Here is a 26,416-nt window from a genome sequence, read left to right on the forward strand (position 1 = left end):
GGTAATCGACTCGATCTGCGTTTTCGGCCAGGCTCGGGATATGGCGACGAACAGCGTGCAGCAGTCCCGCTCCCCGCTGGCCGGTGCCCTGCGCGGCCTCGCGCTCGGTCGTGTCGCACTCGGCGCGGCCGCCCTCGCGGCGCCGCGGACACTGACCAGGGCGCTGGGTGTGCGTCCAACGCCCGAACTCGATTACATGACGCGAATATTCGGCGCCAGGGCGGTCGCGCTCGGTCTCGGCTACCTGACCGCGCCGCAGGATGAATTGCCGCGCTGGCAGCGCCTCGCGCTCATGGTGGACATACTCGACACCACCCATGGAGGCGTGCGTGTGGCCCGCGGTGACGTCCCACGCCCGGCCGCGATCGCCATGGTCGCGTTGACCGGCGGCTACATGCTCGTCGGCGCCACCAGATTGGCCAGAGACCTGTGGTGAGCGTCCCTGGCACACTGGGGCGATGGCGACCGTTGTGGCATTCCACGCGCATCCGGACGACGAGACGCTGCTGACCGGAGGAACGCTGGCCAAGCTGGCCGCCGCCGGGCACCGGACGGTGATCGTGGTCGCCACCGACGGCCACATGGCCGATCTGGATGGCCGGAAAGCTATTCGGCTGGGCGAGTTGGAGGCCAGTGCCGCCGCGCTCGGCGTGGCCAGGGTGGCGCACCTCGGGTATGCCGACAGCGGCCACGGCGCGGTGCTCTATGCGGACCCACCGGATCGGGTGCGGTTCGTGCGGGCCGATCCCGAGGAGGCGGCCGAGCGGTTGGCCGCGATCCTGCGCGAGGAGAATCCCGACGTCCTGCTCAGCTATGACCGCAACGGCGGCTACGGCCACCGCGACCATGTCCGGGTGCACGAGGTCGGCAAGCGGGCGGCCGAACTGGCCGGGGTGTCGCGCGTCCTGGACGCCACGATGCCACGCGAAAACTACACGCGCACCCTGCGTGTACTCGAACGATTGCGGATTCCGCTGCGCTACGACCCGGCCACTCTCGCCACCTTGTACAGCCCGCGCTCGGAAATCACCCACCGCATCGACGTCAGTCCTTTTGCCGCCCAACGCAAAACCGCGCTGTCCGCCCACCGCTCGATCATCGATGGCTCCAGCCGCTTCGCCACCATCGCAAACGCGCTACTACACATCCCCACCCCGATCCTCGCTCGCGTCGTCCACTGGGAATGGTTCGCCGAGGAAGGCGCCGCCCCAACTCCCAGCACCCCACTGGACGACATCTTCCAACCCGCACATCGCTGAAACCGGCCGTTACCAACTGCTGCGCGCCCAGCCGCCGCGCCCCCGAAGCCCGCCGCCCACATGCGATTTCTTCGCACGATGCACCGCTCATTCGTGGCGCGTGGCGAACTCGAGGGGTTCGTCTGGTCGCCACCGATCTGACGTGGACCCACGGTGCGGGCCCGGAAGTGCGCGGGACCGGCGAGGCGCTGCTCATGGCGATGGCCGGGCGCCCCGCCGTCCTCGCCGATCTGACCGGTCCCGGGCGACCCCGCCTTGTCCACCTTCTCTCGCGGTAGACCCCAGTAGCCGACGTCTGCCATCCGATCTGGGTTCGCGTGAACGCTTTTCGCCCATCGGCGGCATCGGTTGAGTTAGTCGGAGTTCTCGGACAGCAGGATGCCGGCTGTCGCTTCGGCGACCGTGTGGGTGAGGGCGGGTAGTTTGTCGCGGTTGCCGTCGAGGATCAATAGCCAGGCGAAGATCGGGCCGAGGAGGAGTGCCTGCGCGGTGGTCGGGTCGGGGAGGGTGGTCAGTTCGCCGCGGGTGACCGCGCGGTGGAGCACCTCGGTCAGTACGAGTCGCTCGCGTTCGAGGAAGGTCTCGGCGAAGCGGGTTGCCAGCGTGTCGTCGGCGTAGATGTCGGCTAGTAAACCGGCGAGAACGTCGGTGGGGGCGCGGCCGAGTTGTGCTGCGATGGTGCGGGTTACGGCGGCCAGGTCGGCGCGCAGGGAGCCTGCGTCGGGCGGCGGTTGCTCCCGCATGTCGTGCACCACGACGGAGAAGATCATTTCCTGCTTGGTCGCGTACCTGCGGTAGATCGCGGCCTTGCCGATACCGGCTCGCGCCGCCACCGCGTCGACGGTGAGTCCGGCGTAGCCGCGCTCGGCCAGCAGCTCTCGCGTGGCATCGACGATCGCGAGATCAACCTCACTGTTGCGAGGGCGGCCCACGCCTTGTTTCGGTTTCGGCACGCTTCTACTATACGGAACTATCAGTATCGGAACTCTCGGTTCCGTAATAGATGGATGGGTGGACTTCACATGATCAAGTGGGCAGGTGGCATTCTCGTTTTGCTCGGATTCGGGCACACGCTGGGCAGTTACGCATTGACCGCCGCGGAACATGGGGACTCGTGGTTCAGCGCGGAGCTGTGGCAACCGGAAGAGGGAATCACCGAGATGAGTTCGGCCATGGGCTCGTTCTGGCTGACCACCGGCAGCTTCGGCGTGCCGCTGATGGTGCTCGGCATGGTCGTGCTGTGGCTGGATCGCCGGGGCATCGTGCCGCCGTCGTTCATCGCCTGGATGCTGGGCATCTGGTCGGTGCTCGCTGCCGTGATCCTCGAGCCCGCCCCCTGGGTGCTCGCCTGGATCGCGGTCGGTCTGCTGGCGGTCGCCGCTCGGCGCGCACGCTTCACCGAATCAACGCCCCAGCTCAGCGGCGTGTGAGCCGGTCCAGACGGGTAGTGCGGGACGACGATGCCCGTGAGTTGTTCTCGCGGGCATCGACGACTCGGACCGGCCGCCCTCCCGACAAATAGCCGGGCGCGTACGTTCTGACTGGCCTACGCGTTATCGGAAAACCTTGCGGCTGTGTACTTTTGGTTTCATACCGGGTCCGGTCTGCCTGCATGCGGCGGGCTCGCTGTGCTTCGATGGAACCGAGTCCGTGCCCCGTGCGTCCAAGACTGGTGTGGCACGGAGCGGAAGGGAATCTGCGGTGATGGTGAACAGTTCGTCTATCGCTCTGATCGAGGAGAGTCGACGACCAGGTGGAGGATTGGGCTGGACCGGGCCGCAATCAACTGCCGACCGCGCGTGGGGCACAGAGTACACACCGGTTCCAACGGATCAGGTGTGCATGCAGAGGGATAGTGGGCCGACTGGGGACGGAATCTGAATGGGCACCTCGGCGAGGGAGATCCAGAAGGTGTTGGAACGGCTTCCGATACCGGACCCGTGGGACCGGAACCAGTTTGTCGAGAAGGTGGCCGAGTTGCGCGGACGCCCGATAACCGTGCTTCCGTTGAGAATCCTCGGTTCGATCGAAAGCCCCTGCGGTCTGTGGTTGGTTCGCAAGCACGATGACGTCATCATCCACGAGGACGCGACATCGGAATACCATGTCGACCAAATCGTGTGCCATGAGATCGGTCATATGGTACTCGGTCATGATCGTGCATACCGGGGCGGCGTGGACACCCCCGAAGCCGATCAGCTCTTCCGGCTTGCGTTTCCGGATATCGATCCTTCGACGGTTCGAGCCGTCCTCGGCCGTTCGGCTTATGAAAGTGGGCCGGAACGCGAAGCGGAGATGTTCGCAAGCATGGTGATGGTTTCCTCGGTCAGCACGAAGCGGGACCAGAACTTTCGCAACGTCCTCTTCAAAAGGCGATGACATCATCGGTCTCCGCGGCAATCGCGTGGCCGCTCATCGGTGTGATGGTTCTCGTCGTCCTGGCTCGATGGCGATGGTTCAACAGTACGTCGGCCGAGCGGTACCTCAACGCCACACTCACGATCATCTTGTCGACCCAGTTGCTGCGGGAGCAAGCAGTAGAGACTCTCATCGCAGAGAGTTCGCCGCTGACCGTGACGATGGTCCAACAGCTATCACTGTGCACGATCGTTGTCTCGATCGCGCCCTTCCTGTGCGTAGTGGATCTTCTTTCCGGCAGAGATCCGGCGAAGGTCCGGCGGCGGCAATTTCTTTGGTACTTCGCCGCGGGGTTCCTCGCATCCGTGATTCTGGTGGCCGGAACCCGGGCGCGGCGCGATGAACAGCTGCTGGAGATCTCCGGGGGATGGGACGAGGTGGTCGCATGGGTCGGGTTCGCGGTGCTACCGCTGTATTTGTCGTTCCAGATGCTGCGCAGATGCTATCTGGAAATCAAGCAGCAACGCGTGTCCGATACCGAGAAATTGATTCTCGCCGGAATAGCGGCGGCAGGAGCGGCCATCGGGGTCTCGACAATGATCGCGCTCGTACTCGCCATACTTCAGGAACTCCACGTCGTCGACTCGGTCGAGTTTCGGCTCCGAACACATTCACGGAACTTTTTCTGGATTGCCACAACGATATCGCTGGTGTCTGCCGCGCCCCTGGTGAAAGCGGTCGTCGAGTATCTCGGCTGCGACTACGCCGGTCGACGACTGCGACGACTGCGGCCCCTGTGGCGCACGATGGTTTCGATGTTCCCGGACAGCCGGCTCCCGCTGGACGCCGGTGCGGCGGCAGGCCGAGGCACGAAGCTGCAACTTCATCGCGTCATCGTGGAAATACGCGATGCCATCCTCCAACTCCGTCCTTACTGCCGCGATGTGGAGCCGATCGAGTTCGCGCGATTTGTTGCCCGCCAGCATGTTCCAGATCACGAGCGGGACATGGCAAGGTTTGCTGTGCAGTTGGCTGGTGCGGCGCGTGACAGGATGGATACCGCGTCGCCAGCCAACGAGGTGGTCCGGTGGCGGCCACCCTCGTCGTCTGCAACCCTGGACGACGAGGTGGCCGAACTTCTCGCACTGGCCAAGTGGTGGCGAGCGGCAGAGATGTTCGCCGCGACTCGGCAGAACCGCACAATCGCCGAATCAACCCGACAAGCGGGGGAGAAAACATGATCGAGGTGTCGTCCAGCACCGTCGGGGCCGAACCCGCGGCGTTGCCGCATCCGCGTTTCCGATTGCCCCTGCTCGGTGACGTCTTGACCACCGACTTCGCCAAGCCCTGCCAGCGGTTGGCCGAGCAGGCGCGGGAACTGGGCCCAGTCTTCGAACAGAAGCTCTTCGGCTTTCCCGCGGTCATCGTGACCGGTACCGAGGCGGTGGAGGAGGTGAACAATGAGTCGCTGTGGGAGAAGCACATCGGCCACTCGTTGATGAAGCTTCGGCCTCTTGCGGGGGACGGTCTGTTCACCGCCTTCAATCGGGAGGCGAATTGGGAGAAGGCACACAACGTCCTCATGCCCGCGTTCACGCGGACTGCGATGGCCAACTACCACGACACGATCGCGAGCACGGTGCGCGAGTTGACCGATTCCTGGTCGGCGTTACCGTCGGGCACGTGGATCGACATTCCCGCGCACGCGAACAGGCTGACGTTCGAGATCATCTCTCGCGCTGGGTTCTCACACTCGTTCCGTTCGATGTCCGATCCGAGCGGAAATCCGTTCGTCGAGGCGATGGTTCGTGAACTGACCTACGCGAACCGGCGAACTGATGTTCTTCCGTGGTTCGAACTGATCTTCCGCAGAGGTCGGGAACGTCAGCATCGGACCGATGTAGCACATGCGCACACGGTCGTCGACGGCATCATCGAAGCCCGCCGAAGCCAGTCCGGTGCCGAACACCGCGACATACTCGATCTGATGCTCGACGCCGGTGACTCGGTGGCCGGTGACGCACTCGATGTCACGAATATCCGGAACCAGATTCTGACTTTCTTGGTCGCGGGCAGCGAGACATCTGCGAACATCATCTCCTTCGCCTTGCACTATTTGTCCATCCGACCGGACATCGCTGACGGTGTCCGCGCCGAGCTCGACGAGCGTTGGCCCGCCAAGGGATACCCGGCCATCGAGTTCGACGATGTAGCCAAACTCCGCCGGCTACGGCGGGTTGTGGATGAGACGCTACGTCTGTGGCCAACCGGTCCCGGCTACTTCCGCCGCGCCCGGCAAGACACGACGCTCTGTCACGGGCGGTACCGTTTCAAGAAGAAGGACTGGGTACTGGTGCTGCTGCTCGCCGCGCATCGGGATCCGGCTTGGGGACCGGACGCGGACGAGTTCAATCCCGATCGGTTCCTGCCCGAGAACCTTCGGAATCTCCCTCCCCGCATCTACAAGCCATTCGGCACCGGCCCCCGGGCCTGCATCGGGCGACAGTTCGCCCAACACGAGATCATGGTGACGCTGGCCGCCCTCCTGCACGAGTTCGACCTCGATCCCGACCCGGGCTATCGACTCGACGTCCAGGAAACCCTCACCCTCAAACCAGCGGGACTGCGCCTGCGCCTGCACTCACGCCATCCGTGACAGCAAGTGCCGCGACGGAGAAGTCAGCCTGCACGCCGAGGATGGCGTGAGCTCCGCTATACCGCCGGTGAGTAGGTCGCGGCCGGACGATCTATGGTCCGGGTGGGCGAGAGGCCAGGATGAGAAGGTGGGCGGCCAGTCACGCGGAACCGTCAGCGACGGTGAATTCGTAGGATGTTGTCTTTCCTGGTGCTCGGCTGTCCCTCCGGTCCCGGGTGTTCGCGTTCGACGACTTCGTCGACCTCCACCTGCCATTCGGCGGGGTCCAACGCCAGTCCCGCACGCACCTCGGCGGTGGTCGGGAAGCTCACGTCGAACGGCGGCTCCACCACCCAGCTCGGCCATTCCGCGTGCCCGACGATCAACAGTTGTCCGCCCGGCGCCACCGCCTCGGCCGCGCGGCGCAGAATCTTCGTCCGCTCACCGTCCCGAGCGGGCGGTGAGTGCAGGTACTGCGCCGTGACGAGATCGAAACTCCCGGACGGGAAGCTCTCGGCGAGATCGTGCCGCTGCCACTCGATCCGATCCGACAACCCCTGCCGCCGCGCCTCGGCCCGCGCGCGGGCGAGCGCGGTCTCCGAGACGTCGGCGGCGGTGACCCGCCAGCCGCGCTCGGCCAGCCAGATCGCGTCGGCGCCCTCGGCGCAACCCAGATCCAGTGCCGAACCGGGTGCGATCGCCGCGATCTCCCGCACGAGCAAGACATTCGGTCGTCCCGACCAGACCTGCTCGCGCTCGGAGTAGAAGGCCTCCCAGTACTCGACCGTCGTGGGCGTCGGCCCGTCCGCATGGTGGTGTGTCGATTCCATGAACCCCACGATCCGCCAGACTGTGGAGAATCGGCAAATAACGTTGCCGCTTCGGCAACTACCCCCAGTGATCGGCGCGATACGGGCGTTCCGGTTCGGTCGCGTTGCTCCTCAGTCGTCGAGCGGGTCGCGCGGGAGCATGCCCTCGGCGGCGCGGAGGCGACCGGTCATCGCCGTCAGCAAGTCGATGGAGTCGTCGGAAAGGCCGACGGCCGTGTGGATCAGCCTGCGTAGTCGCTGGCTGGCGAACCGGTCGGCCACCGCGCAATCGTGCTCGGTCGGGAAGTCGTGCTCGGGCGGTGTGGCGCCGAGCTGTAGGTCGAGATTCACGCCAAGGTACTCACAATCGGTCATCGAGCTCCAGGAACCATGGTGGATGCGCTGGACCGCGCTCCGGAACGACGTGCAGGCACGGTCGTTCCGGGGCGCAGCGTACCTCGCACTCACTTCGTCACTGGGCCGGGTCGGAAGGGTTGCACGTGCTGTCCCTGCCGTAGTCGGGTCGGCTCACCCGTGCCGTAGCCGTGCCCGCTCCGGAGCGGGGACATTACGCATTGTTCCACCGCCCCTGTGGATTTCGACGCACCGCCCCCTGTCAACGCCATGCGTTCCGCTGATCGGGCCCGGAACGATGGTGGACCGTACACCCGGTGTCCGGTACCCATTCGTGGGAAACCGCCGGGATCCGAGCCGCACTGCTCGGCGTACCGCCGGTGCTGGTGCCGGGCCGGGGCGAGGCGGAACCGGAGACGCGCCCCGCTCGATCACACGCGGCGCATACCGAAAATCGGGCGCCGACCGCACCCCCGCGTGACACGATGGGTGGCGGCCGAAGCGGATATCGACTGGTGAGGGGCCCGACATGGGGAATCTCGACGGCAGGGTGGCGGTGATCACCGGCGGCGCACGCGGCCAGGGCCGCGCGCATGCGCTCGCACTCGCCGGCGCGGGTGCCGACATCGTGGTGTGCGATATCGCCGCACCTGTGCCGGGTCTTCCCTACGCGCTGAGCACCCCGGATGATCTGGCCGAGACCGCCGAGCTGGTCGAGCGGACCGGCCGCCGCGGTATCGCCGTGCGGGCCGACGTGCGCAGCCTCGAGCAGATGTGCTCGGTGGCCGAGCGCGCGATCGAGGAATTCGACCGCATCGACATCCTGATCGCCAACGCGGGTATCGCGTCCAGCTCGCCCATCGCCGAGATGGACGAGCAGATGTGGCAGGACATGATCGACACCAACCTGACCGGCGTATTCCACAGCTTCCGTGCGGTGGTCCCGCATATGATCGAGCGCCGCTGGGGCCGCGTCATCGCCACCTCGTCCATCGTGGCCAAGATGGGCGCGCGCAACGCCGGGCACTACGCGGCCACCAAATGGGGTGTGCTCGGCCTGGTGAAATCGCTGTCGCTCGAGGTAGCCGAGTACGGCATCACCGTGAACGCGCTGCTGCCGTCTGGCGTGGACACCGACATGATCCAGAACCCCGCCACCTGGCGCCTCATGGTGCCGGACAAGGAGAATCCCACCAAGGAGGACTGGATGGCGATCATCGAATCCGGTCCGCCGAACGCGGATCTGATCCAGCCCGCTGAAGTGGCCGAGGCCGTGCTGCTGCTGGTCTCCGAGCATGGCCGCCACTTCAATGGTGAAGCGGTGACGATTTCCTGCGGGGGTAGCGCGAACACGTCATGACCTGCGCCGCTCCGTGCGTGCATCCGGCCGAAAAGGGCAGGCCGCGAGCGAAGACCGGGTGGGGCGCGCCTGTACAGACCTTATTGGGCAGTGCTTCACTGGACAGCACATGGTCTGTGCAGTGCCCGCGTCCGGCCAGGAGTCAGTGCATGTCCCGTCACACCGAACGGACTGACCCGCTTCGGTTCTCGGTGTGCCGACCGCGCAGCGACGTGACGATGTTGATGGTGGTCGGCGAGATCGACCTCGCGACCGCACCCCGGCTGCGCACCGAGCTGACCCGCGGATCGCTCTGCGACACAAGGACGCTCGTGCTCGATCTGTCGCCGGTCACGTTCCTCGCGGCGGCGGGACTGACCGTCCTGGTCGAGGCGCAAGCCGAAGCCGCACGAGCACACCGCCGCATCATCCTGATCACCAAGGTGCGTTCGGTGGACCGGGCCATCGAGATCACCGGCCTCTCCGCTGGGTTCCATCGCGTCGGCTCGTTGGACGCCGCGCTCGCCGATATCGCGCCCGGCTACGACGAGACCGCCTGACGCGATCATCGGCGGGAGATGGCCCGAGGCCGCGCCCAAGCCGGACAAAGGCGACGCGGCCACCTCGCACGTCGGGTCAGCGGCGCTGTTCGAGCTTCTCGCGTGCGGCGTGCGCGGCCCGGGCGCCCCGCTCGCGCGCTAGGTGCGCGGTGTGCGCCCCGCGTTCCCGTGCTTCGCCCGCGATCTCGGGTCCGCGGTGCTTGGCCAGCTCGGCCAGCTCGGCTCCACGTTCCTTGGCGAGTTCGGCCCATTCCGCGCTGCGCTGCTTGGCCAGCTCCGCGAGGTGACCCCCGCGCTCTTTGGCGATTTCGGCCCAGTCGGCGCTGCGCTCTTTGGCGATTTCGGCCCAGTCGGCACCCCGTTCTTTGGCGATTTCGGCCCAGTCCGCGCCGTATTCTTTCGCGATTTCGGCCCAGTCGGTGCCCCGTTCTTTGGCGATTTCCGCCCATTCGGCGCCGTGCAGCTTCGCGGACTCGGCGAGATCGCCGCCGTGTTCCTTGGCGGCCTCCGCCCACTCCGGCCCGTGGCGTTGTGCCGTCTCGGCCAGCTCCGCGCTTTTGCTCGCAGCGACGGACCCGAGCGCTCGCGCCCGTTCCGCGGCCTCATGCGCGTGCTTGCGCAATGCGGCTCCGGTCGGGCCGTTCGAGGCCGCCCCGAACGGAAGCGCCGCCGACACCGTGGCGGCCGCGTCGCGGGCGGCCCGGCGTCCGCGCCAGCCCAAGGACGGCTTGCCCTCGGTATCGGCCGCGGCGATCATCAGGCCGCCGAGCAGCCCGAGATCCTTCAGGAACGCGGTCCGTTTCGCCGATTTCCGGGCGGGATCCTGTTCGTTCCAGAAATCCTGCTCGGTGACGGTCGCGGGCACGACGGTCGCGGCCAGCACCAGGGCGGCCAGGCGCGGCGCCTTCCCGAGTGCCAGCAACACGCCGCCGCCCACCTGGGCGAAGGCGTTGATCTGCACCACGGTTGCCGGATCAGCGGGCAACTTTCCAGCAATCTCGTCCGGAAGCTGCCGCCGCCCGCGCTCTACCAGTTGGTTCGCGGATTTGACCCGCTCGTCCGGGTGCCGCAGCGTATCGACTCCATCGACGACGAACGCAGTGGCCAGTAGAGGCCGGGCGAGTCGGCGCAACAACATGACAAATCCCCTTCTCTCGATGCCGTTACCGACCGGATTCCCGCAAGTCGCGTGCGCAAACACGCCCGGACGCCGCCCTGTGAATACCGCCTCACCCGGATAACAGCAAATCCACGGCGGCCGATGATCGAGAGGGTGCCGCGCCCGGATCCGGGCCGGTTCGCCCACATTCCACCCTGCTCTGCCGGAAGGTATCCGCTGTGCGAACAGCTGCCGCTACAACGACTTTCGAAGCCATCGCGCCGGTGTGCACGTTCCGCTTCGACGGCGTGCGGTGCCGTCATCGCGCGGAATGGTTGATCCGTAAACGGTCCTGCTGCCACACGGCGGGCGTCGATTTCCTCTGCGAGACCTGTCATGCCCGCATCAACTGGATGCTCGAACTCGGCATGGCGTTCGAGTGCACCGGCTGCGGCGTGCGCTCCACGGGCTTCGCCGAGCTGTGCCCGACCGCGGCTCCCCTCTGAGCGCGGCTCAGCCGTTCGCTTGTTCGCGGACCGCTGCCGTGCCGGTCGCCGCCAGGAAACCGCTGATGATCTCGGTGACCCGATCCGGGTCCTCCACCATGGGAAGGTGACCGCAGTCAGGTATCTCCACCGCGGTGTGCGGGCGCAGCGCACGGTTGAGGCGCTTGCCCGCCTCGGCCGAGAGGATGCGATTGCGCCGACCCCAGATCGTGCAGATCGGCGGGAAGCCGGCGGGCGGATCGAACGTGTCCAACGCGCGGTAGGCCGGGAAATCCTGGACCAAGCCGTGCAACGCGGTCAATCTGCCCCGGTCGGACCAGTGCGCCCGCACGCGCGGCTCGTACTGTTGTTTCCGGGCGCGACCACGCGGGCCCAGCTGATTCGCGACGATCAGCGAGACCGCCCAGCCGGGCAGGCTGATCCGGCGAGCCACCGGAGCCAGCGGCAGCCGCGCGTCGACCCAGGCCAGTCCCGCCGACTGTCCCGAACTCACGGTGTCCCAGGTCAGCGGATTGATCAGGACGAGGGCGCGCACCCCCGCGGGATGGTCCATGGTGTAACGCAGCGAGGTGGCGCTGCCGAGGCAATTGCCGATCAGCACCACGTCGGTGAGCCGGTGAGCGATCAGGAACGCGCCGAGCATGGTCACGTAGTCGGTGAGCCGGTAGCCCGCCGCGGGCGGATCGGATCGCCCGTACCCGGGAAGGTCGAGCGCGAAGACTTCGTGCTCGCGCCGCAGCGCCGCGACCTGGTCGTCCCAGATGCGGTGTTGTGCACCGGCGTTGTGCAGGAACACGACCGGAGACCCGCTACCCGCGCGGTCGAAGACCACGGCCCTGCCTCGATGCTCGAAAATGTCCACGCCGACTCCCTGCGAGCGCCCCGGCGAACGAATCGCCGGGTGTGTCGCGATTTTACGTGGCCGTACCCGGTCGAGCGGGCGCTCGGGGCACACCGGACGATGGCCTGCACGCGCACGTACAGGCGCATGTTTCGCACCGGGGATTTCACACGGTGAGACCGGAGCGCACCACCTTGCCGGTCGCGTTGCGGGGGAGTGCGGTGGTGGTGAGCCGCCAGCGCGCGGGCACCTTGTAGTAGGCGAGCCGTTCGGCGGTGCACGCGCGCAGCTCGTCTTCGGTTGTCGCGGTGACGCTTTCGACCACGACCAGCGCGGCGACCTGCTGCCCGAGGTCGGCGTCCGGCACGCCGACGACCGCGCACTCGCGCACCGCGGGATGTTTCTCGAGGCACTGCTCGATCTCGGTGGGATAGACGTAACCGAGCATCACGTACGGGCTGCGCAGATTGATCTCGCCTTAGGTGCCGTCGGGGCGGTGTTGCCCGAGCTGTCGCGGATCTCCAGCGTGACGCCGAGGGCGATCGAGCTCCGTGACCTATTCGTCGGGCCGGTCGAAACCGCGCATACAGAGGGTGATTCCCCGATTCGGCCGGGCGACCGCGTTCGAGCCGTCGGCGTCACGCGGACAGGCGTCGGCGTCGGCCGCGTAGGGCAGGACGGCGGTGATCCGGATGATCTTCTTGCCGACTCTGGCGCAGTCCACCTTTCGGGGCAGATGCCAGTCGGTGACGTCGTAGCAGGTGCCCGCTCGCCAATCGGGCGCGAGGCACAGGTGGACCTGCTCCCGCCCGGCGCGGTCGGTTCGCCGGTGTTCCCGGTCGACTCGCGGATCGGTGCAGGATCCGGTCTGGAGCACGCGGAAGTTGGCGGGGAGCGTGTCACAGGCCGCGGGGACGATGGTGGCGGGGATGCCGCCGGAGGCGTGCGGCGCGGGAATCGCCACGCAATCGCCGGGTCGCGTCGCGGTCAGCGGATCGGGCGCTTCCGCAGTGGTGTCGTCGGTCGCCACCGGGGTGATGAGAACCAGGCAGGCGATGCTGCCCAGCAGCGCCACGACGCCCGCTGCCGCGCCGACCAGGAACGGAATGTCGCGCGTGTTCGTATGCGACGGACTCGGTAGCGCGGAGCGCGGGAGAATGCTCGGAGACGGCCCTGGCCGCGGCGGCGGTGCGCCGTCGGCGAGCAACCGTATCCTCGGCTGCCGAGTCCGCGAGCCATAGCGGTGTCCGGTGTCGAAAGGCGATGGCGGCCTGCGGTTTCCGGCGATCATCGCCAGGACGATCACGCCCGCCGCGAGCACGGTGACGGTGACCGCGCCGAAGAGCAGGCCGGTGTGTAGTGGTGCGGCGGCGAGCACCGCCGAATGCCGCGCATGGGTCATCTGGCCCCCCTGGTTGCCTCGTTCCAGTACCGGTTCGAAGCGGGCCGCTGCGGGTCGCCGTCGGATCACCGGTGCTGGCAAACGGATTCGCCGGAATCAGATCATGCCGTTCACGCGGGTGTCAAAGCGAGTCACCGGGCGCCGCGACAGGGGCACCGCGAATGTAGCCAGAAGTTCGCTGTCCGCGCGGATCTGGGTGCGGATGACTCGATTCGACGCCTGCCCCGAGAATCTGTCGGCGTGGTACGGCATCATCTGTGCACGCAGCCAACCACGAACATTGCTCGGAGTCATCATGCCGTCGCCACGAACCAAGCCGCAGCCCTTGTCGGACAGCGAGATTCAGCAGATCGCCACGGACATCGCCGGTGGCCGCCCGCCCATGGTGTGGTTCACCTCGGCCGCGGTCGGCGTCCCGGAGGGCCGCTCGGGCAAGGTGGTCGCGCTCGGCGACCCGGCCGACGGAGACTTCCTACAGGTCCGGCCGACCGGATCGAAGGATGTACTGTCCTTCTCGCCGACCGAGGTGACATTGACCAAGCCGCCGCGAGGGGCGGCCGGTAGCGCTGCCCAGCCGAAGTCGACAACCAGGAAGGAATCCGCCGTGACCCAGCCGTCGACCGTGACGAGCGCCGCGCCAGCTCCCGCGAGCACCCCCACCCCGAAACCGCAGGCGAGCACCCCCGAAGCGGGCGAACCCGACAGCACGGGCAGAGGTGCGACCAAACAGGCCCCTGCGGCGAACGCGGCCAAGCCCGCGAAGGCCGCCGCCCGCAAGCCGAAGGCGCCCGAGGTCACGGTGACGCTGAGCGGCACCGCCGACGGCGAGTGGTCGGTCGACGTGGTGAGCGGCAAGAAGCGCACGGTGCGCGGCCTTCCGGTGGCCAGTCCCGCGGTCGCGCAGGCGGCCAAGATCCTGCATCCGGAGGTCGCCGAGGTGGTCGACGGGGTCCTGGAGACATTGCGTGGCGCGCAGGAGGCCAAGGTGCAGCAGCTACAGGCGGAGCTGGAGGAGGCCAAGCGCCTGCTGGAGGAACTGAGCGACTGAGTCACACCGCGGTGCTGGTGGACGGGGTTGCCGCGCGCCAGACCCGGCGCTTGGCGTCGGGGGACGGGCACCGTGCGTCCCCATGGAACGCGTACCCCAGCGAGTACTGCTTCGCGTGGTACATGGCCGCGTCCGCGTCCCGGATCAGGCTGTGCACGGCCGGGTCGGAGCCGTGCGGACCCGCGCAGGCGATGCCGACGCTCGCGGTGATCGGGATCTCGCCCGCGCTCAACCCGAACGGCCGCACGAACGCGCCGATCAGCCGTTCGGCCAGCACGGACGCCTCCGGCCGTGCGAGCGGGGACAGCACGACGAACTCGTCGCCGCCGTATCGGGACACGACGTCCTCGCGGCGCACCACACGCCGGATCCGGGCCGCCGCGGTCGCGATCAGCTCGTCGCCCACCGCGTGTCCGTAGCTGTCGTTGACTCGTTTGAAGTCGTCCAAGTCGATGAACAGCAGGCAGATCGGTTGCTCGGCCCAGCGTTCGCGATGCTGCCGCAGTGTGCGCAGCAGCGCGGCGCGGTTCAGCAACCCGGTGAGCATGTCGTGGTCGGCTTGGTACTGCGCGCGCCGCTCGCTGCGGGCGCTGCGCACGATGGCACGCTCGCTGCGCACCAGCATGCCGATCAGTAACAGCGCGAACAGCGACGACACCACCACGCGGTCGAGCGGGTCGAGGCTGGACCCGACCACCGGAACCAACGAGGCCACGATCAGCGCGATCGCGATGAGACTGGCGCGCTGCCTGGAGTGGTGCGGATGGATGCGCCGCGGCGCACCGAGCGTCGCCATGGTGGGATGCAGCGCCGCGGCTCCCACGATGGCGTAGGCGGCCAGAAGCGGAGCCAGCAGGGCCTCGGGTCCGAGGACGGTGGCGCCGGCGGCCTCCAAGCTGTAGCCCAGATCGCCGAGCAATATGGCGACCAACCCGGCGTGCAGCAGCCACAGCGAGGTCTCCGCGCGGGTGGAGGTGGCCATCGAGTGCGAGACCAGAGTGAGCAGCAGCGCGTCGAGCACCGGGTAGATCGCCGCAATCACGACGTCCACGCCGGTTTCGGTCGATCGCAGGATCGGCGAGATGAGGAAGGTCCAGGAGGCGAGCAGCGCGCCGAGCCCGATCAGCGCGGAGTCGAGCATCAGGTCGTAGTTGCCGTGTACCTGGCGGGGCCACAGCCAGATCAGCGCGGCGAGACCGACACCGAGATAGCCGAGCAGCGTGAACGCGTCATCGATCGGATGAAGAGAGTGACCGGACGCGTCGCGCAGCGTGGTGCCGGTCGCGAACAGCACCGCGGAGGCCGATAGCAGATACCACGGCAGCGGGTGCGCCGGCCGGTGCGTGTGCAGACCGACCCCGATCATGGTGAGCGTCTCGCCGACGATGACCGCCATCGTCACGAACGACACCAGCCGCGAGTCGATCGTCAGGTGTATCGCGATCGCGGCCGAGCTGCCGCCCACAAGTACTGCATACCAGCGAAATCCGAGGTGGCGCCGACAGCTGGTCTGCGGCTGCTCGCTGGGTGTCATCAGCCCCCCTTGGTCGCTCCGTCCCCGGTGAACCGGGCCGCGTAGTAGATCTGTGAATCCTCCACCGCGACTTCGACGTTCGCCTGTTCGTCGAGCACTGCCCGAATACTGTCGGCGAACGAGAACCGAGTGTTGTTGTACGAGCAGATGTCCCAACCGACCGCCGCGCGTTCGGCAACCAAAACCTGGACAACTGATTTGATCATGGCATGGAACGCGGCCCCTTGTCGGGCAGTTGGCGCAACAAGGGTGAAACCCGCGTAATAGATCGCGTCGCGCGCCGCGTGTTCAGGGTAGCGGGCGGCGAAATAGTCCGGGCTGATCCACGGCACGGTCTCGAGGTGCCTGGTCAGGGTGGTCACGCCGACGGGCTCACCGGAGCGGGCGTGCGCCACGTGTTTCTGCACGCGCGGATCGCTCATCTCCTCGCGGAACTCCTCCGGATGCAGCACTTGCCGTGCGATGGCCTTCGCGCGCAGCGGGCCGAACGCCTCCTCGTAGAGGCGATGGAACATCTCGATGCGGTCGTCCGGAATCGTCGTCTCGACGGTCACGGCGATCTCGCTCATGCCCGCGCCTCGCTGGCGCTCGGCTCCGGCACGAGCGAGTGCTCGGCTGTGTCCATTGTTCGCTCGCTCATCGCGGACCCCATGGGCTGGTGTGGTAGGCCGCGAGGACCAGCGCGCAGGACGGATCGCCGTCGCAGGTGGTGTCGACGGTGCACAGCTGAACCGGGCCGAAGCCGACGCCGCGGTGGCGGGTCATGTCGGCCAGGCTGGCCCGGATCAGGGCGGTCACCTCCTCGGCCGTCTCGGCCTCGTGCTCCACGAAAAGCCCCGCGCCGGAGCCGTCGTCGCGCAGCGCCCAGCCGATGCCCGCCGCGCCGGTCGCGCCCGGTTCGTGCACGTGCCGCACGGCGTAGACGCAGTACAGGCGATCGCCCCACGGGATCGGCTTGCGCACCCGGCCGACGCGTTCGACGGTCGCGCGCGGCGGAATGACCGACGAAAGCCGGATCAAGTTGGCCTCACCGACGCCGAGGCCGCGCAGCGCCGCGTCGAACGCCGACATGGCGGTCGGCCCGGCTCCGGTCGCCGCGCCTATCTCGATCGTCAGTGGCGCCGGTATCGGACGCAAAGGATCGGTCCGAGGTCGTGCGCGTAACTTGCCGCGCTGGGTGTCGTGAATCATCATGCCCTCCCGATCCGGGGCGGCCACAGATTTGCAGGCCAGCCTTCCGTCAAAATCGACTGTGCGCGACGAACGCCGATCGCGCATCCGAACACGCCGAAAGCGCTGCTCCTGCGGCGTGTCTCGTAACCTGGCAGCAGCGACGAGGACAGCGAGGTACGAGTTTGCGGACATGGGTGGCGCCGGGGCGGGTCAACATCATCGGTGAGCACACCGACTACAACGAGGGCTATGTCCTGCCCATCGCGCTGCCGCTGGTCGTGCGCTGCACGGCGGCGGCGCGCACGGACGGGCGAGTGCGCGTCGGCTCGCGGCAGCGGCCCGGCGAGCCGGTGCTCGTCGCGGTGTCCGAGCTCGCCGCGCAGCGGGCGCGGGTCCCGGGATGGTCACGGTATCCGCTCGGTGTGGTCGCCGAGTTCGCGCGGCGCGGGTTCCGGATTCCGGGCGTCGACCTCGACCTGGACGGCGAGGTGCCGATCGGCGCGGGGTTGTCGTCGTCGGCGGCGCTGTCGTGCGCGGTGGCGGTCGCGCTGCGGGACCTGTTCGCGCCCAGCCTGACCGACCGCGCGTTGATCGATGTGGCACGGGCCGCCGAGAACGACTACGTCGGTGCGCCGACCGGCCTGCTCGACCAGTCGGCCGCGATCCTGTGCACGGCCGGGCACGCGCTGCTGCTCGACGTGCGGGGTTTCGCCGCCGACACCACCGCGCCGCGCGGTGTCGCGCACGAACAGATCCCGTTCGACTTGGACAGCGTCGGACTCCAGCTACTGGTGATCGATACCGGGCAACCGCATGAGCTGGTCGACGGCCGCTACGCCGAGCGCCGCGACCAATGTGCCGCGGCGGCCGCCGCACTCGGCGTCGCCGCCTTGCGCGACGTCGCGTCGGCGGCTGATGCCGACCGGATCGCCGATGACGTGCTGCGCCGCCGGGCCAGGCACGTGGTGACCGAGAACGCCAGGGTGCTTGCGGTTGCCGAGAAATTGCGAGATGGCGTCGACCCGCGCGGCATCGGTCCGATCCTGACCGCGGGGCACGCCTCGCTGCGGGATGATTTCGAGGTGTCCACCCCCGCGTTGGACGCCGCGGTCGACGCCGCGCTGGCCGCGGGTGCGTACGGCGCGCGCATGGTGGGCGGCGGATTCGGCGGAAGCGCCATCGCCCTGGTCGATCAGGAGCGGACCGAGGCCGTGGTGGAGTCGGTGCGAAGACGTTTCGCGCACGCGGATCTGCCCGATCCCCGCACGTTCGTGGTGGTGCCGTCGGCCGGAGCGCACCGGGTCGGTTGAGCGACCGTCCAGATTTCTGCGTGAATGTGCCACGCGGGTAGGGCACGATCACGCACAGTATGTGTCAGCCGACACCATTCGGCGGGCGACGAGGAGGTCGCGCGCGCCGGCAGGACCAGCACGACGCACGATCTCGCACGACGAAACGATCTCGCTCGACGCCCGGGTTTCACCGCCAGGAGGAACGCTGTGCCGCTTGCCGACCCATACGTACTCGCCGCCGTGCCGGTCGTTTCGCACCCGGGCGCACCGAGCACGCATTTCGAAGCCGCGGAGACGCTCCGGCTGGACGCGCAGCCGGTCGATTACGCGCTGGTCGCCCTGTACTTCGTGTTCGTGCTCGGCATCGGCCTGCTGGCCAGGCAGCGCGTGTCCTCCAGCATCGACTTCTTCCTGTCCGGCCGCTCGCTGCCCGCCTGGGTGACCGGTCTGGCGTTCATCTCCGCCAACCTCGGCGCGGTCGAGATCATGGGCATGTCGGCCAATGGCGCCGAGTACGGCTTCCCGACCTTCCACTACTTCTGGATCGGCGCGATTCCGGCGATGCTGTTCCTCGGCGTGGTGATGATGCCGTTCTACTACGGGTCCAAGGTGCGCAGCGTGCCGGAGTTCATGCGCAGGCGCTTCGGCACGGGCGCCCACTTGGTCAACGCGCTGAGCTTTGCCATCGCGCAGATCCTCATCGCGGGCGTCAACCTGTATCTGCTCGGTTCCATCGTGAACGTGCTGCTGGGCTGGCCGCTGTGGGTGTCGGTGATCGTTGCGGCGGCGGTCGTGCTGTCCTACATCACCCTCGGCGGCCTGTCGGCCGCGATCTACAACGAGGTGCTGCAGTTCTTCGTCATCGTGGCCGCGCTGCTGCCGCTCACCCTGGTCGGGCTGCACAAGGCCGGCGGCTGGGAAGGGTTGCAGGACAAGATCACCGCGTCGCCGGGCGGAGCGCAGCAGCTGGATTCCTGGCCGGGCAACGCGCTGAGCGGGTTCGGCGACAACTTCCTCTCGGTGCTCGGCATCGTGTTCGGGCTCGGGTTCGTGCTCTCGTTCGGGTACTGGACCACGAACTTCGTGGAGGTGCAGCGCGCGATGGCGACGCACTCCATCTCGGCGGCGCGGCGCACCCCGATCATCGGCGCCTATCCGAAGATGTTCATCCCGCTCATCGTGGTGATCCCCGGCATGATCAGCGCCGTCCTGGTGCCGCAGATGGCCGAGTACAAGGCGGCGGAGACGGCGAATCCGGACCTCCAGAGCGACACCACCTACAACCAGGCACTGCTGTACCTGATGAAGGACGTGCTGCCCAACGGGCTGCTGGGCGTGGGGCTGGCAGGCCTGCTCGCGGCGTTCATGGCGGGCATGGCGGCCAACGTCTCCGCGTTCAACACCGTGTTCAGCTACGACCTGTGGCAGCAGTACGTGCGGCGCGAACAGCCGGATGGCTACTACCTCGGCGTGGGCAGGCTGGCCACCGTTGGCGCGACGGTGGCCGCGATCTTCACCGCGTTCATCGCCTCCGGGTTCAGCAACATGATGGACTACCTGCAAACCCTGTTCAGCTTCTTCAACGCGCCGCTGTTCGCCACGTTCATTCTCGGCATGTTCTGGAAGCGGATGACGCCCGCGGCGGGCTGGATGGGTCTGGTCTGCGGAACCGGCTCGGCCATCGTGGTTTTCATCCTGCACGAAGCCGAGGTGTTCGAATTGTCCGGCCAGGGATCGAGTTTCGTCGCGGCGGGTGTCGCGTTCGTGGTCGATATCGTGGTCAGCGTGGCGGTCACCCAGGTGACGCAGCCGAAACCGGCGGCCGAGCTGATCGGGCTGGTGTACTCGGAGACGCCGAAAGAGGTGCGTACCGATCCGGAGGCCGACGCGCTGCCCTGGTATCAGCGTCCGGTCCTGCTGGCCGGCATCGCGCTCGTGCTCGTGATCGCCCTCAACATTTTTATCGGATAAGGAGCTGCCGCAATGCTTTTCGACATCCGCACCATTGTCGGCGCGCTACTCGGCTGTTATGCGGTCGTCCTCATCGTCACCGGCCTGGTGCACGACACCGCGGCCGACCAGGTCAAGACCGGTGGCGTCAACGTGAACTTGTGGTCCGGGATCGGCATGGGCGTGGTTGCGCTGGCCTTCGTGGCCTGGACGCTGCTGCGTCCGGTCCAGGTGCCGCCCGAACCGCACGTGCCCGCGGACCACACCGCCGCGGGCACGGACTCCGTGTGAACGGCGGCGCCCCCAGAGGTGGGTGGCGCCGCCGTTGTCGGGCGGATCAGGCGTCCGGGCGGGGGATGTCACCGCGCCAAGCGCCGGTCTCGCGGCCTTGGCCCTCGATGAAGTCCTTGAAGCGCTTCAAATCACCGTTCACCCGGTGCTTGAGGACGCCGAGTTTGTCGGCGACGTTCTCCACGAACCCTTCGGGATCGACATCCATCTGCGCGGTCACCCTGGTGTGGGTGTCGTCGAGCCGATGGAACGTGACGACGCCCGCGTGATTGGGCCCGCTGTCGGACCTCCAGGCGACTCGTTCGTCGGGATGCTGCTCGGTGATGGTCGCGTCGAACTCCCGCGTCGACGGGCCGACATGGACACGCCAGTGCGTGTGCCGGTCATCGAGCTGTTCGACAGCTTCCACACCCTCCATGAACTGCGGAAACGACTCGAACTGCGTCCATTGGTTGTAGGCGGTGCGAACCGGGACCTCGACGTCTACCGTGGCGGCCATTGTGCTCACTGCGTACTCCTTTCCTCGCCCGGCCGCGCAGGCGTATGGGATGCCTCGCCCTCGCGCGGCCCGGCGCTGGTCTGCGGTCGTACTTCGTCCGGCAGCGCCCGTCGGGTATCTCCGGTGGACACCTCGGAGGGCGACTCGGACAGTGACCGCGTACCCGGGCACCGTGGGCACAAACAAGCGCCGACCGACTACACCAGCAACACGCTCGCCGCGTAGGAGTCCAGGTTGCGCACGGGTTGCGTCGACGCCCACGGTTCGAATTTCGCTCGCGTCTGCGCATAGGCCTGCCGCACACGCGGCGAGGTGTTCTGTGCGGCCAGCTCCAGCGCGGTTCTGGCGGCCTCGCACGCGCGGTCGATATCGTGCGCGACCGTCAGCTGTGCGAGGCTGAGGCTCCACAGTGCCCGGTCGCGACTGGCGTGGGCCGGGATCAGGCTCAGCACGTCCTCGATCGTCTCGGCCGCAACGCCCACCTCGCCACCCGTCTCGAGGCACCGGGCGGTCATCGCGCCCGTCGTCCACGCACTCTGGTAGTAGCAGTACGACTCATCCGGTGTCGTCTGCCCGGCGAAGTCGTCGCTCACCCGGAAGAGCTGTAGCCACGCCTCGGATTTCCGTCCGTCGGATGCGAATGCCTGTGCTGCGCAAAGCTTTCGGAAGTCATCGACGCGACCGTCCCGGACCGGCATGCGCAGCATGCCATCCGCGATACCCGCGGCGGTGCGGAACTGGCGCAGTTCCACCGCCAGCTGGGTGCGGTGGCAGAGAATGCCGGTCGCGATATCGGCGTCACCGGATTCCTCCGCGTGCTGGTAGGCGATCCGGAACAGCTGGTCGGCCCGCCCCAGGTCGCCCTGATCCCACGCCGCCCACGCGCTGCTGGCCGTGGCCTCGCCGGTCAATGATTGCAGCGCCGGACGCAAGGTCGCGGGGCACTCCCGCAGCAGCGCCGCGCACGTCTGTGCCTGAGCTTCGATAATGGATCGAGCGGCGTCGGAGCCCAGCTGATCGTCCAGCAGCTGCGCCGAGTGCAGGGTACTTCGGAGATGGCCGATCGCGTCCGGCGTGACAGTCGGAGAACCACTCGCGCTCAGTGTCGCCGCGCCGACGACCGCGCCGGTGGTGGCAATGAAGTCTCGCCGGTTCACGTCCAAGTCTCCAATCAACGCTCGAAAACGCTGTTGTGCCCCATGGTCCGCATCTTCGAGAACGCTGTCCAGCCGCGCCTGAAACCCGACGCTCACCTGACGGTGTAGCCGGCTCTCCCAAAAGCTGACCGTTCGCTGACCGCAACGCAGCAGCTCAGCGAGCTCGCTCTGGGTCAGCCTGCACGCGTCCCGGAGCGCCTTCACTTCCGCGCCGGTCCACATCGTCACCATATCTGCCACGGTGCCCCCTTGCACTGTCAGACGGTCATTGCTGTCGATTGCTGAAGGCTGCGTGCTCGTTACCTTCCACGAGGCATTTTGACCCGGCATGATCGTATGCGTACCCGGAACCGGGAAACCTTGTCGCACAACCGAACCCCTATGCGACGGGACATCCGACTCGTGCACGAAGCATGGAGTCGGCTGGCGTACCCCCGCGCCTCGGTTCCGGGTCACCCCACGACGATGACGGCCGAAATCCATTCCCCGCGACCACAGGCGGCCTCATGAACTACGACCATCGAGCCATGGCCGAGATCGCTGTTCTCGCCGACCTCATCGCGGCGATCGACACCGCCCTGGCCGATGCCGCCCACCGCGACCGGCACCCCGACACTCGGCGCGCACATGTCTTCGCGGTCGTGCTGTACGAGCTGATCGCCAGTGCGCGCACGGTGGTCGGTCCCGACGGCGGCCGCCTGTACGCGGCGCCGATCCTCGATTCGGTCCTCGACGACGCACCCGCCGCCGACGAACTTTCCATCCTGGACCTCTTGGTGCCGGTGCTCGTCGCCTCGCACATCGCGAACGAAGCCTGACCGGCCCCGGCTTCTCCAATGCCTCGCGGCACGTTGCCGCGGTAATCCATGGTGTGCGAAGACCATTCGCCGGCGATGTGGTCTGCTGTGTCTACTGAGCGCCGAGATCCGCGATCGGATCGACGGCCGAATTCATCGGCAGCAGTTGGGATCCAGTACCACGCACAGCGCGGCGAGGGCATCGCGGCGGGCGCGGTGGAAAGTGTTCATGCCGCGGCGTTCGGATTCGACCAGGCCCGCCTTGCGGAGCTGGCCGAGGTGATGGCTGACCGTCGATTCGGACAACCCGACCGCCGCGGCGAGATCGCCGCCGTTCTCCTGCCCGTCCGAACTGGTCAGCAGGAGTGACAGCAGCCGGACGCGCACCGGATCGGCGATCGCCTTCAAGCGCAGCGCCACCTCCAGCGCGGCGTTCTCGTCCACCGGCCCGGCCGCGACCGGCGGGCAGCAGACCGGAGCGGACATATCGATCACGGGCAACGTCTTGGGCATGGGATCAACACTACCCGCGGCATTGACATATGTCGAAAAGGTGAGCAGACTCGACAGCGTCAGTTCTTCGATATATGTCTCACAAGTGGAGGTTGTCATCATGTCCCGTATCCAGCTCGCCCTCAACGTCGACGACATCGAGCAGGCCGTGCAGTTCTACTCGACCCTGTTCCATGCCGAACCGGCCAAGCGCAAGCCCGGCTACGCGAACTTCGCCATCGCCGAGCCGCCCCTGAAACTGGTGTTGATCGAGAATCCAGGCCAGGGCGGCAGCGTCAATCACCTGGGTGTCGAGGTCGAGACCTCGGACCAGGTCCATGCCGAGATCGCGCGCCTGTCGGAGGCGGGTCTGTTCACCGAGGAACAGATCGCCACCACCTGTTGCTTCGCCACCCAGGACAAGGTCTGGGTCACCGCGCCGGACAAGGAGCGCTGGGAGGTCTACACCGTCCTCGCGGACAGCGAAACCTTCGGCACCGCACCGGAACTCGGTACCGCACCCGAACTCGGCGATGCCGAAGCGGTCCAGGCGTGCTGTGGCACCGCTGAGGACGCCGCGGCCGAGGGATCGTGCTGCAGCGCCACCGCGAAGAAGGAAGCCGTCGCCTCCGGCGCCGGCTGCTGTAGCTGACGCGTTCTCCGCGCAGGTTGTTCACCAGGTGTTCGCTTGCCTGCGGATTCGATGGCCATCAATATCGATGCGTGTCTATATTCGAGTTGCCGCTGACGGACGTGACCTCGCCGTCGTGCGAGGTCACGCCCCTGGTTCGCGAACCGCTGACCGCCGCGGCCGCCGCCGACCTGGCCTCTGTGTTCAAAGCGTTGGCGGATCCGGTCCGGTTGCGGCTGCTGTCCGTCGTCGCGAGCCGCGCCGGGCAGGAAGCCTGCGTCTGCGATCTGTCGGAAGGGTTCGACGTCAGCCAGCCGACCATCTCGCACCATCTGAAGGTCCTGCGCGAAGCCGGATTGCTCAGCAGTGAGCGGCGCGGATCGTGGGTCTACTACCGCGTCGAACCCGCCGCCCTGCGACAGCTGTCGCAGCTGCTCGACATCGCGGTCGCCCGATGAACGACCTCGCGCGGCGGCTGATCGCCGAATTCACCGGCACCGCGTTACTGGTCACCGTCGTGGTCGGCTCCGGCATTGCCGCCCAGCAGCTCTCGCCGAATGATGTCGGCCTCCAATTGCTGCAGAACTCGACCGCGACCGTGTTCGGGCTGGCCGTGCTGATCCTCGTCTTCGGACCGGTCTCCGGCGCCCACTTCAACCCAGTGGTCTCCGCCGCCGACTGGCTGCTGGGCCGCCGCCACGGCACCGGCCTCACCGGCCGCGATGTGGGCGGATACCTCATCGTCCAGGTCGGCGGGGGAATCGTGGGAGCGGTGCTGGCCAGCATCATGTTCGACCAGGCTGCATTACAGATCTCCACCCACCACCGCATCACCAGCGGTCACCTCGTCGGCGAGATCGTCGCCACCGCCGGACTGATCGCGGTCATCTTCGCCCTCGCCCGCAGCGGCCGCGCCGCACTGTCCGCAGCAGCGGTCGGCGCATACATCGGGGCGGCCTATTGGTTCACCAGCTCCACCTCGTTCGCCAACCCCGCCGTCACGATCGGCCGCGTTTTCTCCGACACCTTCGCCGGAATCGCCCCGGCCTCGGCGCCTGGCTTCATTGCGGCCCAGATCGTGGGTGCACTGATCGGATTGGCGCTGGTCGGCGTCCTGTATCCGACCGCCGCTGCGGCGGCCGACAACGTCGTCGTCCCGCACGGCGCCGACCACTCGCTTCCCGATTCCCGCTGAACGGCTCGATCCGCGACCAGATCGAAACCCGCGTCCGCGCCCTACTCACCAGACCCCAGCCGCTGAAAGGCCGTCCCCCCATGGTTTCCAAACCCAGTGTCCTTTTCGTCTGCGTCCACAACGCGGGCCGCTCCCAGATGGCCGCCGCCTTCCTCACCCACCTCTCCGGCGACCGCGTCGATGTCCGCTCGGCAGGCTCCGCCCCCGCCGATCGGATCAATCCGGTCGCGGTGGAGGCGATGCGGGAAATCGGCATCGATATGTCCGCGGAAGTGCCGAAGGTGCTCACCGACGAGGCAGTGCAAGCATCCGATGTGGTGATCACGATGGGATGCGGCGACGCCTGCCCCTATTTCCCCGGAAAGCAGTATCTGGACTGGAAACTCGACGACCCAGCGGGCCAGGGCATCGAAGCGATCCGCCCGATCCGCGACGAGATCGAACAACGCATCCGCGACTTGCTCGACGAGCTGGGGATCAAGCCGGTTGCCTGACCACCGGCGCTTGGAGACGACAGGCTTTCACGCGGGACTGTTCTACCCCGACCGGATTCTCGGTTCCTGAATCACCCCGGCAGGCTCGCTCGATCTCGCCGTCCGGCCGTTGCATCGCTCGCAGCGATCCGCCGCCCCTGTTCGGCGCTGGGCGCCGTCGACAACGCCGAGGCCGTTGACGTCGCCCAGCATCGGGCGGGTGCGCTGGAACACAGCGCCCAGGTGTCGCCGCTCGGCGGCCGAATCGAGCGCCTACCCGTTCGCCGTCAGTGCGGCGATGTCTTCGATCCGCACGACCTTCCCGCTCGCTCCCCAGTTGCCCTCCGGGATCTCATTGATGTGCACCCACGCGGTCGCGGGCTGTGTGAATCGCGTGGGATCGTCATCGGCGTCCGCGAGCACCTGGGTGACTCGCTCCACGATGTCCTTGCGCTTGTCGTCGTTCATCGAGCCGGCCGGAACTCCGACTCGTACCACGTACTTCGGCTTCTCTCCGGCAGGCAATTGCCGACCGCCCACGAACCATGCGTCGATCTCGTTGACCACCAGCCAGGAGATGGATCTGGCCGCCTCGGTGTCCGGTGCGCCCTCGGCCACCATCACCTCGGATACCAGTCGCGCGCCGATCTTTTCGCGGCGCGCGTCGTCGAGCGACCCCTTGGGGATGAACAACTCCACAAACGGCATCAGTTAGTCCTTTC

The 26,416-nt window shown here is 67.3% G+C and carries 31 protein-coding genes and 2 pseudogenes; 19 read left to right on the forward strand and 14 right to left on the reverse strand.

Annotated elements, in window-relative coordinates; genetic code table 11:
• The first annotated feature begins 40 nt into the window (after positions 1–40).
• The 3 genes and pseudogenes from ACWPXK_RS09535 to ACWPXK_RS09545 all read left to right on the forward strand — a co-directional run.
• A complete protein-coding gene (locus ACWPXK_RS09535; protein ID WP_454195696.1) occupies positions 41–436 on the forward strand; it encodes a hypothetical protein in 396 nt (131 codons plus the stop codon).
• Positions 437–458: 22 nt separating this feature from the next.
• Positions 459–1,259, forward strand: a complete 801-nt coding sequence (locus tag ACWPXK_RS09540) for a PIG-L deacetylase family protein (protein ID WP_454195697.1) — start codon at positions 459–461, stop codon at positions 1,257–1,259.
• A gap of 80 nt (positions 1,260–1,339) precedes the next feature.
• Positions 1,340–1,537 (forward strand): annotated as a pseudogene (locus ACWPXK_RS09545) (maleylpyruvate isomerase family mycothiol-dependent enzyme); the annotation flags it as partial.
• Positions 1,538–1,612: 75 nt separating this feature from the next.
• Here ACWPXK_RS09545 and ACWPXK_RS09550 read toward each other — a convergent pair.
• Positions 1,613–2,212 carry a TetR/AcrR family transcriptional regulator gene (locus tag ACWPXK_RS09550; RefSeq protein ID WP_454195698.1) on the reverse strand — a complete coding sequence of 200 codons (600 nt, stop codon included), beginning with the start codon at positions 2,210–2,212 and terminating at the stop codon, positions 1,613–1,615.
• A gap of 69 nt (positions 2,213–2,281) precedes the next feature.
• On the opposite strand from ACWPXK_RS09550, the gene ACWPXK_RS09555 reads away from it, so the two are divergent.
• From ACWPXK_RS09555 to ACWPXK_RS09570, 4 genes are all read left to right on the forward strand, one after another.
• Positions 2,282–2,689: a DUF6463 family protein gene (locus ACWPXK_RS09555; RefSeq protein WP_454195699.1), complete on the forward strand. Its 408-nt coding sequence runs from the start codon at positions 2,282–2,284 to the stop codon at positions 2,687–2,689.
• Between the two features lie 451 nt (positions 2,690–3,140).
• The gene (locus ACWPXK_RS09560; protein WP_454195700.1) at positions 3,141–3,638 is read left to right on the forward strand and encodes a hypothetical protein; all 498 of its coding nucleotides are present in this window, start codon (positions 3,141–3,143) and stop codon (positions 3,636–3,638) included.
• Positions 3,635–4,858 (forward strand): MAB_1171c family putative transporter, encoded by a 1,224-nt coding sequence (locus ACWPXK_RS09565; RefSeq protein ID WP_454195701.1) that lies wholly within the window; start codon positions 3,635–3,637, stop codon positions 4,856–4,858. Before ACWPXK_RS09560 ends, ACWPXK_RS09565 begins: the two co-directional genes overlap by 4 nt.
• The gene (locus tag ACWPXK_RS09570; protein ID WP_454195702.1) at positions 4,855–6,273 is read left to right on the forward strand and encodes a cytochrome P450; all 1,419 of its coding nucleotides are present in this window, start codon (positions 4,855–4,857) and stop codon (positions 6,271–6,273) included. Before ACWPXK_RS09565 ends, ACWPXK_RS09570 begins: the two co-directional genes overlap by 4 nt.
• 152 nt (positions 6,274–6,425) lie before the next feature.
• On the opposite strand, the gene ACWPXK_RS09575 is transcribed toward ACWPXK_RS09570, so the two are convergent.
• Both ACWPXK_RS09575 and ACWPXK_RS09580 read right to left on the reverse strand, forming a co-directional pair.
• On the reverse strand, positions 6,426–7,082 hold the full coding sequence (locus ACWPXK_RS09575; RefSeq protein WP_454195703.1) for a class I SAM-dependent methyltransferase: 657 nt from the start codon (positions 7,080–7,082) through the stop codon (positions 6,426–6,428).
• Positions 7,083–7,193: 111 nt separating this feature from the next.
• A complete protein-coding gene (locus ACWPXK_RS09580; RefSeq protein WP_364324626.1) occupies positions 7,194–7,436 on the reverse strand; it encodes a hypothetical protein in 243 nt (80 codons plus the stop codon).
• Between the two features lie 508 nt (positions 7,437–7,944).
• Here ACWPXK_RS09580 and ACWPXK_RS09585 point away from each other — a divergent pair.
• Together ACWPXK_RS09585 and ACWPXK_RS09590 are read left to right on the forward strand one after the other, a co-directional pair.
• Positions 7,945–8,775, forward strand: a complete 831-nt coding sequence (locus ACWPXK_RS09585; RefSeq protein ID WP_454195704.1) for a mycofactocin-coupled SDR family oxidoreductase — start codon at positions 7,945–7,947, stop codon at positions 8,773–8,775.
• Positions 8,776–8,924: 149 nt separating this feature from the next.
• Positions 8,925–9,314: an STAS domain-containing protein gene (locus tag ACWPXK_RS09590; protein ID WP_454195705.1), complete on the forward strand. Its 390-nt coding sequence runs from the start codon at positions 8,925–8,927 to the stop codon at positions 9,312–9,314.
• Between the two features lie 76 nt (positions 9,315–9,390).
• Here the strand turns inward: ACWPXK_RS09590 and ACWPXK_RS09595 are convergent, their stop codons facing one another.
• On the reverse strand, positions 9,391–10,452 hold the full coding sequence (locus ACWPXK_RS09595; RefSeq protein ID WP_454195706.1) for a DoxX family protein: 1,062 nt from the start codon (positions 10,450–10,452) through the stop codon (positions 9,391–9,393).
• Between the two features lie 200 nt (positions 10,453–10,652).
• Here ACWPXK_RS09595 and ACWPXK_RS09600 point away from each other — a divergent pair, with 200 nt between their 5' ends.
• Positions 10,653–10,919 (forward strand): hypothetical protein, encoded by a 267-nt coding sequence (locus ACWPXK_RS09600; RefSeq protein WP_454195707.1) that lies wholly within the window; start codon positions 10,653–10,655, stop codon positions 10,917–10,919.
• A 7-nt stretch (positions 10,920–10,926) separates the two neighbouring features.
• Here the strand turns inward: ACWPXK_RS09600 and ACWPXK_RS09605 are convergent, their stop codons facing one another.
• The 3 genes and pseudogenes from ACWPXK_RS09605 to ACWPXK_RS09615 form a co-directional block, all read right to left on the reverse strand.
• Positions 10,927–11,781, reverse strand: a complete 855-nt coding sequence (locus ACWPXK_RS09605) for an alpha/beta fold hydrolase (protein ID WP_454195708.1) — start codon at positions 11,779–11,781, stop codon at positions 10,927–10,929.
• A gap of 145 nt (positions 11,782–11,926) precedes the next feature.
• A pseudogene (locus ACWPXK_RS09610) lies at positions 11,927–12,291 on the reverse strand (AMP-binding enzyme); the annotation flags it as partial.
• 25 nt (positions 12,292–12,316) lie between these two features.
• On the reverse strand, positions 12,317–13,162 hold the full coding sequence (locus ACWPXK_RS09615; protein ID WP_454195709.1) for a hypothetical protein: 846 nt from the start codon (positions 13,160–13,162) through the stop codon (positions 12,317–12,319).
• A 295-nt stretch (positions 13,163–13,457) separates the two neighbouring features.
• Between ACWPXK_RS09615 and ACWPXK_RS09620 the strand changes: the two genes are divergently transcribed.
• Positions 13,458–14,210: a DUF6319 family protein gene (locus tag ACWPXK_RS09620; RefSeq protein WP_454195710.1), complete on the forward strand. Its 753-nt coding sequence runs from the start codon at positions 13,458–13,460 to the stop codon at positions 14,208–14,210.
• 1 nt (position 14,211) lies between these two features.
• Here ACWPXK_RS09620 and ACWPXK_RS09625 read toward each other — a convergent pair whose 3' ends face one another.
• From ACWPXK_RS09625 to ACWPXK_RS09635, 3 genes are all read right to left on the reverse strand, one after another.
• Entirely contained in the window at positions 14,212–15,744 is a 1,533-nt protein-coding gene (locus ACWPXK_RS09625; protein ID WP_454195711.1) for a diguanylate cyclase domain-containing protein, read from the reverse strand.
• Complete coding sequence (locus tag ACWPXK_RS09630; RefSeq protein WP_454195712.1) at positions 15,744–16,313, reverse strand: hypothetical protein; 570 nt, start codon at positions 16,311–16,313, stop codon at positions 15,744–15,746. Before ACWPXK_RS09630 ends, ACWPXK_RS09625 begins: the two co-directional genes overlap by 1 nt.
• Positions 16,314–16,380: 67 nt before the next feature.
• Positions 16,381–16,935 (reverse strand): pyruvoyl-dependent arginine decarboxylase, encoded by a 555-nt coding sequence (locus ACWPXK_RS09635; RefSeq protein ID WP_454195713.1) that lies wholly within the window; start codon positions 16,933–16,935, stop codon positions 16,381–16,383.
• A gap of 164 nt (positions 16,936–17,099) precedes the next feature.
• Here ACWPXK_RS09635 and galK point away from each other — a divergent pair, with 164 nt between their 5' ends.
• From galK to ACWPXK_RS09650, 3 genes are all read left to right on the forward strand, one after another.
• Positions 17,100–18,227 carry a galactokinase gene (gene galK / locus ACWPXK_RS09640; RefSeq protein WP_454195714.1) on the forward strand — a complete coding sequence of 376 codons (1,128 nt, stop codon included), beginning with the start codon at positions 17,100–17,102 and terminating at the stop codon, positions 18,225–18,227.
• Positions 18,228–18,449: 222 nt separating this feature from the next.
• Positions 18,450–20,180 (forward strand): sodium:solute symporter family protein, encoded by a 1,731-nt coding sequence (locus ACWPXK_RS09645; RefSeq protein ID WP_454196405.1) that lies wholly within the window; start codon positions 18,450–18,452, stop codon positions 20,178–20,180.
• 12 nt (positions 20,181–20,192) lie between these two features.
• Positions 20,193–20,450, forward strand: coding sequence for a hypothetical protein (locus ACWPXK_RS09650; protein WP_454195715.1), 258 nt, complete (start codon positions 20,193–20,195; stop codon positions 20,448–20,450).
• Between the two features lie 46 nt (positions 20,451–20,496).
• Here the strand turns inward: ACWPXK_RS09650 and ACWPXK_RS09655 are convergent, their stop codons facing one another.
• On the reverse strand, positions 20,497–20,949 hold the full coding sequence (locus ACWPXK_RS09655; RefSeq protein ID WP_454196406.1) for an SRPBCC family protein: 453 nt from the start codon (positions 20,947–20,949) through the stop codon (positions 20,497–20,499).
• A 197-nt stretch (positions 20,950–21,146) separates the two neighbouring features.
• A complete protein-coding gene (locus ACWPXK_RS09660) occupies positions 21,147–22,337 on the reverse strand; it encodes a helix-turn-helix domain-containing protein (protein ID WP_454196407.1) in 1,191 nt (396 codons plus the stop codon).
• A 275-nt stretch (positions 22,338–22,612) separates the two neighbouring features.
• Here ACWPXK_RS09660 and ACWPXK_RS09665 point away from each other — a divergent pair, with 275 nt between their 5' ends.
• Positions 22,613–22,924 (forward strand): hypothetical protein, encoded by a 312-nt coding sequence (locus ACWPXK_RS09665; RefSeq protein ID WP_454195716.1) that lies wholly within the window; start codon positions 22,613–22,615, stop codon positions 22,922–22,924.
• Between the two features lie 132 nt (positions 22,925–23,056).
• Here ACWPXK_RS09665 and ACWPXK_RS09670 read toward each other — a convergent pair whose 3' ends face one another.
• Positions 23,057–23,416, reverse strand: a complete 360-nt coding sequence (locus tag ACWPXK_RS09670) for an Rv2640c family ArsR-like transcriptional regulator (RefSeq protein ID WP_364324571.1) — start codon at positions 23,414–23,416, stop codon at positions 23,057–23,059.
• 100 nt (positions 23,417–23,516) lie between these two features.
• On the opposite strand from ACWPXK_RS09670, the gene ACWPXK_RS09675 reads away from it, so the two are divergent.
• The 4 genes from ACWPXK_RS09675 to ACWPXK_RS09690 all read left to right on the forward strand — a co-directional run bounded on the left by ACWPXK_RS09675 (position 23,517) and on the right by ACWPXK_RS09690 (position 25,715).
• Entirely contained in the window at positions 23,517–24,047 is a 531-nt protein-coding gene (locus ACWPXK_RS09675) for an ArsI/CadI family heavy metal resistance metalloenzyme (protein ID WP_454195717.1), read from the forward strand.
• 71 nt (positions 24,048–24,118) lie between these two features.
• Complete coding sequence (locus ACWPXK_RS09680; protein ID WP_454195718.1) at positions 24,119–24,484, forward strand: ArsR/SmtB family transcription factor; 366 nt, start codon at positions 24,119–24,121, stop codon at positions 24,482–24,484.
• Positions 24,481–25,221: an aquaporin gene (locus ACWPXK_RS09685; RefSeq protein WP_454195719.1), complete on the forward strand. Its 741-nt coding sequence runs from the start codon at positions 24,481–24,483 to the stop codon at positions 25,219–25,221. The genes ACWPXK_RS09680 and ACWPXK_RS09685 overlap by 4 nt, the downstream gene beginning before the upstream one ends.
• Before the next feature lie 80 nt (positions 25,222–25,301).
• A complete protein-coding gene (locus ACWPXK_RS09690) occupies positions 25,302–25,715 on the forward strand; it encodes an arsenate reductase ArsC (protein WP_454195720.1) in 414 nt (137 codons plus the stop codon).
• 252 nt (positions 25,716–25,967) lie between these two features.
• Here the strand turns inward: ACWPXK_RS09690 and ACWPXK_RS09695 are convergent, their stop codons facing one another.
• The gene (locus tag ACWPXK_RS09695; RefSeq protein ID WP_454195721.1) at positions 25,968–26,402 is read right to left on the reverse strand and encodes a tautomerase family protein; all 435 of its coding nucleotides are present in this window, start codon (positions 26,400–26,402) and stop codon (positions 25,968–25,970) included.
• Positions 26,403–26,416 lie beyond the last annotated feature (14 nt).

It is taken from the genome of Nocardia sp. Marseille-Q1738 (assembly GCF_965283145.1).

Coding starts and splice junctions, on each gene's coding strand:
- ACWPXK_RS09535 (WP_454195696.1), top strand. CDS start 41: ATGGCGACGAACAGCGTGCAGCAGTCCCGCTCCCCGCTGGCCGGTGCC.
- ACWPXK_RS09540 (WP_454195697.1), top strand. CDS start 459: ATGGCGACCGTTGTGGCATTCCACGCGCATCCGGACGACGAGACGCTG.
- ACWPXK_RS09555 (WP_454195699.1), top strand. CDS start 2,282: ATGATCAAGTGGGCAGGTGGCATTCTCGTTTTGCTCGGATTCGGGCAC.
- ACWPXK_RS09560 (WP_454195700.1), top strand. CDS start 3,141: ATGGGCACCTCGGCGAGGGAGATCCAGAAGGTGTTGGAACGGCTTCCG.
- ACWPXK_RS09565 (WP_454195701.1), top strand. CDS start 3,635: ATGACATCATCGGTCTCCGCGGCAATCGCGTGGCCGCTCATCGGTGTG.
- ACWPXK_RS09570 (WP_454195702.1), top strand. CDS start 4,855: ATGATCGAGGTGTCGTCCAGCACCGTCGGGGCCGAACCCGCGGCGTTG.
- ACWPXK_RS09575 (WP_454195703.1), bottom strand. CDS start 7,082: ATGGAATCGACACACCACCATGCGGACGGGCCGACGCCCACGACGGTC.
- ACWPXK_RS09580 (WP_364324626.1), bottom strand. CDS start 7,436: ATGACCGATTGTGAGTACCTTGGCGTGAATCTCGACCTACAGCTCGGC.
- ACWPXK_RS09585 (WP_454195704.1), top strand. CDS start 7,945: ATGGGGAATCTCGACGGCAGGGTGGCGGTGATCACCGGCGGCGCACGC.
- ACWPXK_RS09590 (WP_454195705.1), top strand. CDS start 8,925: ATGTCCCGTCACACCGAACGGACTGACCCGCTTCGGTTCTCGGTGTGC.
- ACWPXK_RS09595 (WP_454195706.1), bottom strand. CDS start 10,452: ATGTTGTTGCGCCGACTCGCCCGGCCTCTACTGGCCACTGCGTTCGTC.
- ACWPXK_RS09615 (WP_454195709.1), bottom strand. CDS start 13,162: ATGACCCATGCGCGGCATTCGGCGGTGCTCGCCGCCGCACCACTACAC.
- ACWPXK_RS09620 (WP_454195710.1), top strand. CDS start 13,458: ATGCCGTCGCCACGAACCAAGCCGCAGCCCTTGTCGGACAGCGAGATT.
- ACWPXK_RS09625 (WP_454195711.1), bottom strand. CDS start 15,744: ATGACACCCAGCGAGCAGCCGCAGACCAGCTGTCGGCGCCACCTCGGA.
- ACWPXK_RS09630 (WP_454195712.1), bottom strand. CDS start 16,313: ATGAGCGAGATCGCCGTGACCGTCGAGACGACGATTCCGGACGACCGC.
- ACWPXK_RS09635 (WP_454195713.1), bottom strand. CDS start 16,935: ATGATTCACGACACCCAGCGCGGCAAGTTACGCGCACGACCTCGGACC.
- ACWPXK_RS09650 (WP_454195715.1), top strand. CDS start 20,193: ATGCTTTTCGACATCCGCACCATTGTCGGCGCGCTACTCGGCTGTTAT.
- ACWPXK_RS09655 (WP_454196406.1), bottom strand. CDS start 20,949: ATGGCCGCCACGGTAGACGTCGAGGTCCCGGTTCGCACCGCCTACAAC.
- ACWPXK_RS09660 (WP_454196407.1), bottom strand. CDS start 22,337: ATGGTGACGATGTGGACCGGCGCGGAAGTGAAGGCGCTCCGGGACGCG.
- ACWPXK_RS09665 (WP_454195716.1), top strand. CDS start 22,613: ATGAACTACGACCATCGAGCCATGGCCGAGATCGCTGTTCTCGCCGAC.
- ACWPXK_RS09670 (WP_364324571.1), bottom strand. CDS start 23,416: ATGCCCAAGACGTTGCCCGTGATCGATATGTCCGCTCCGGTCTGCTGC.
- ACWPXK_RS09675 (WP_454195717.1), top strand. CDS start 23,517: ATGTCCCGTATCCAGCTCGCCCTCAACGTCGACGACATCGAGCAGGCC.
- ACWPXK_RS09685 (WP_454195719.1), top strand. CDS start 24,481: ATGAACGACCTCGCGCGGCGGCTGATCGCCGAATTCACCGGCACCGCG.
- ACWPXK_RS09690 (WP_454195720.1), top strand. CDS start 25,302: ATGGTTTCCAAACCCAGTGTCCTTTTCGTCTGCGTCCACAACGCGGGC.
- ACWPXK_RS09695 (WP_454195721.1), bottom strand. CDS start 26,402: ATGCCGTTTGTGGAGTTGTTCATCCCCAAGGGGTCGCTCGACGACGCG.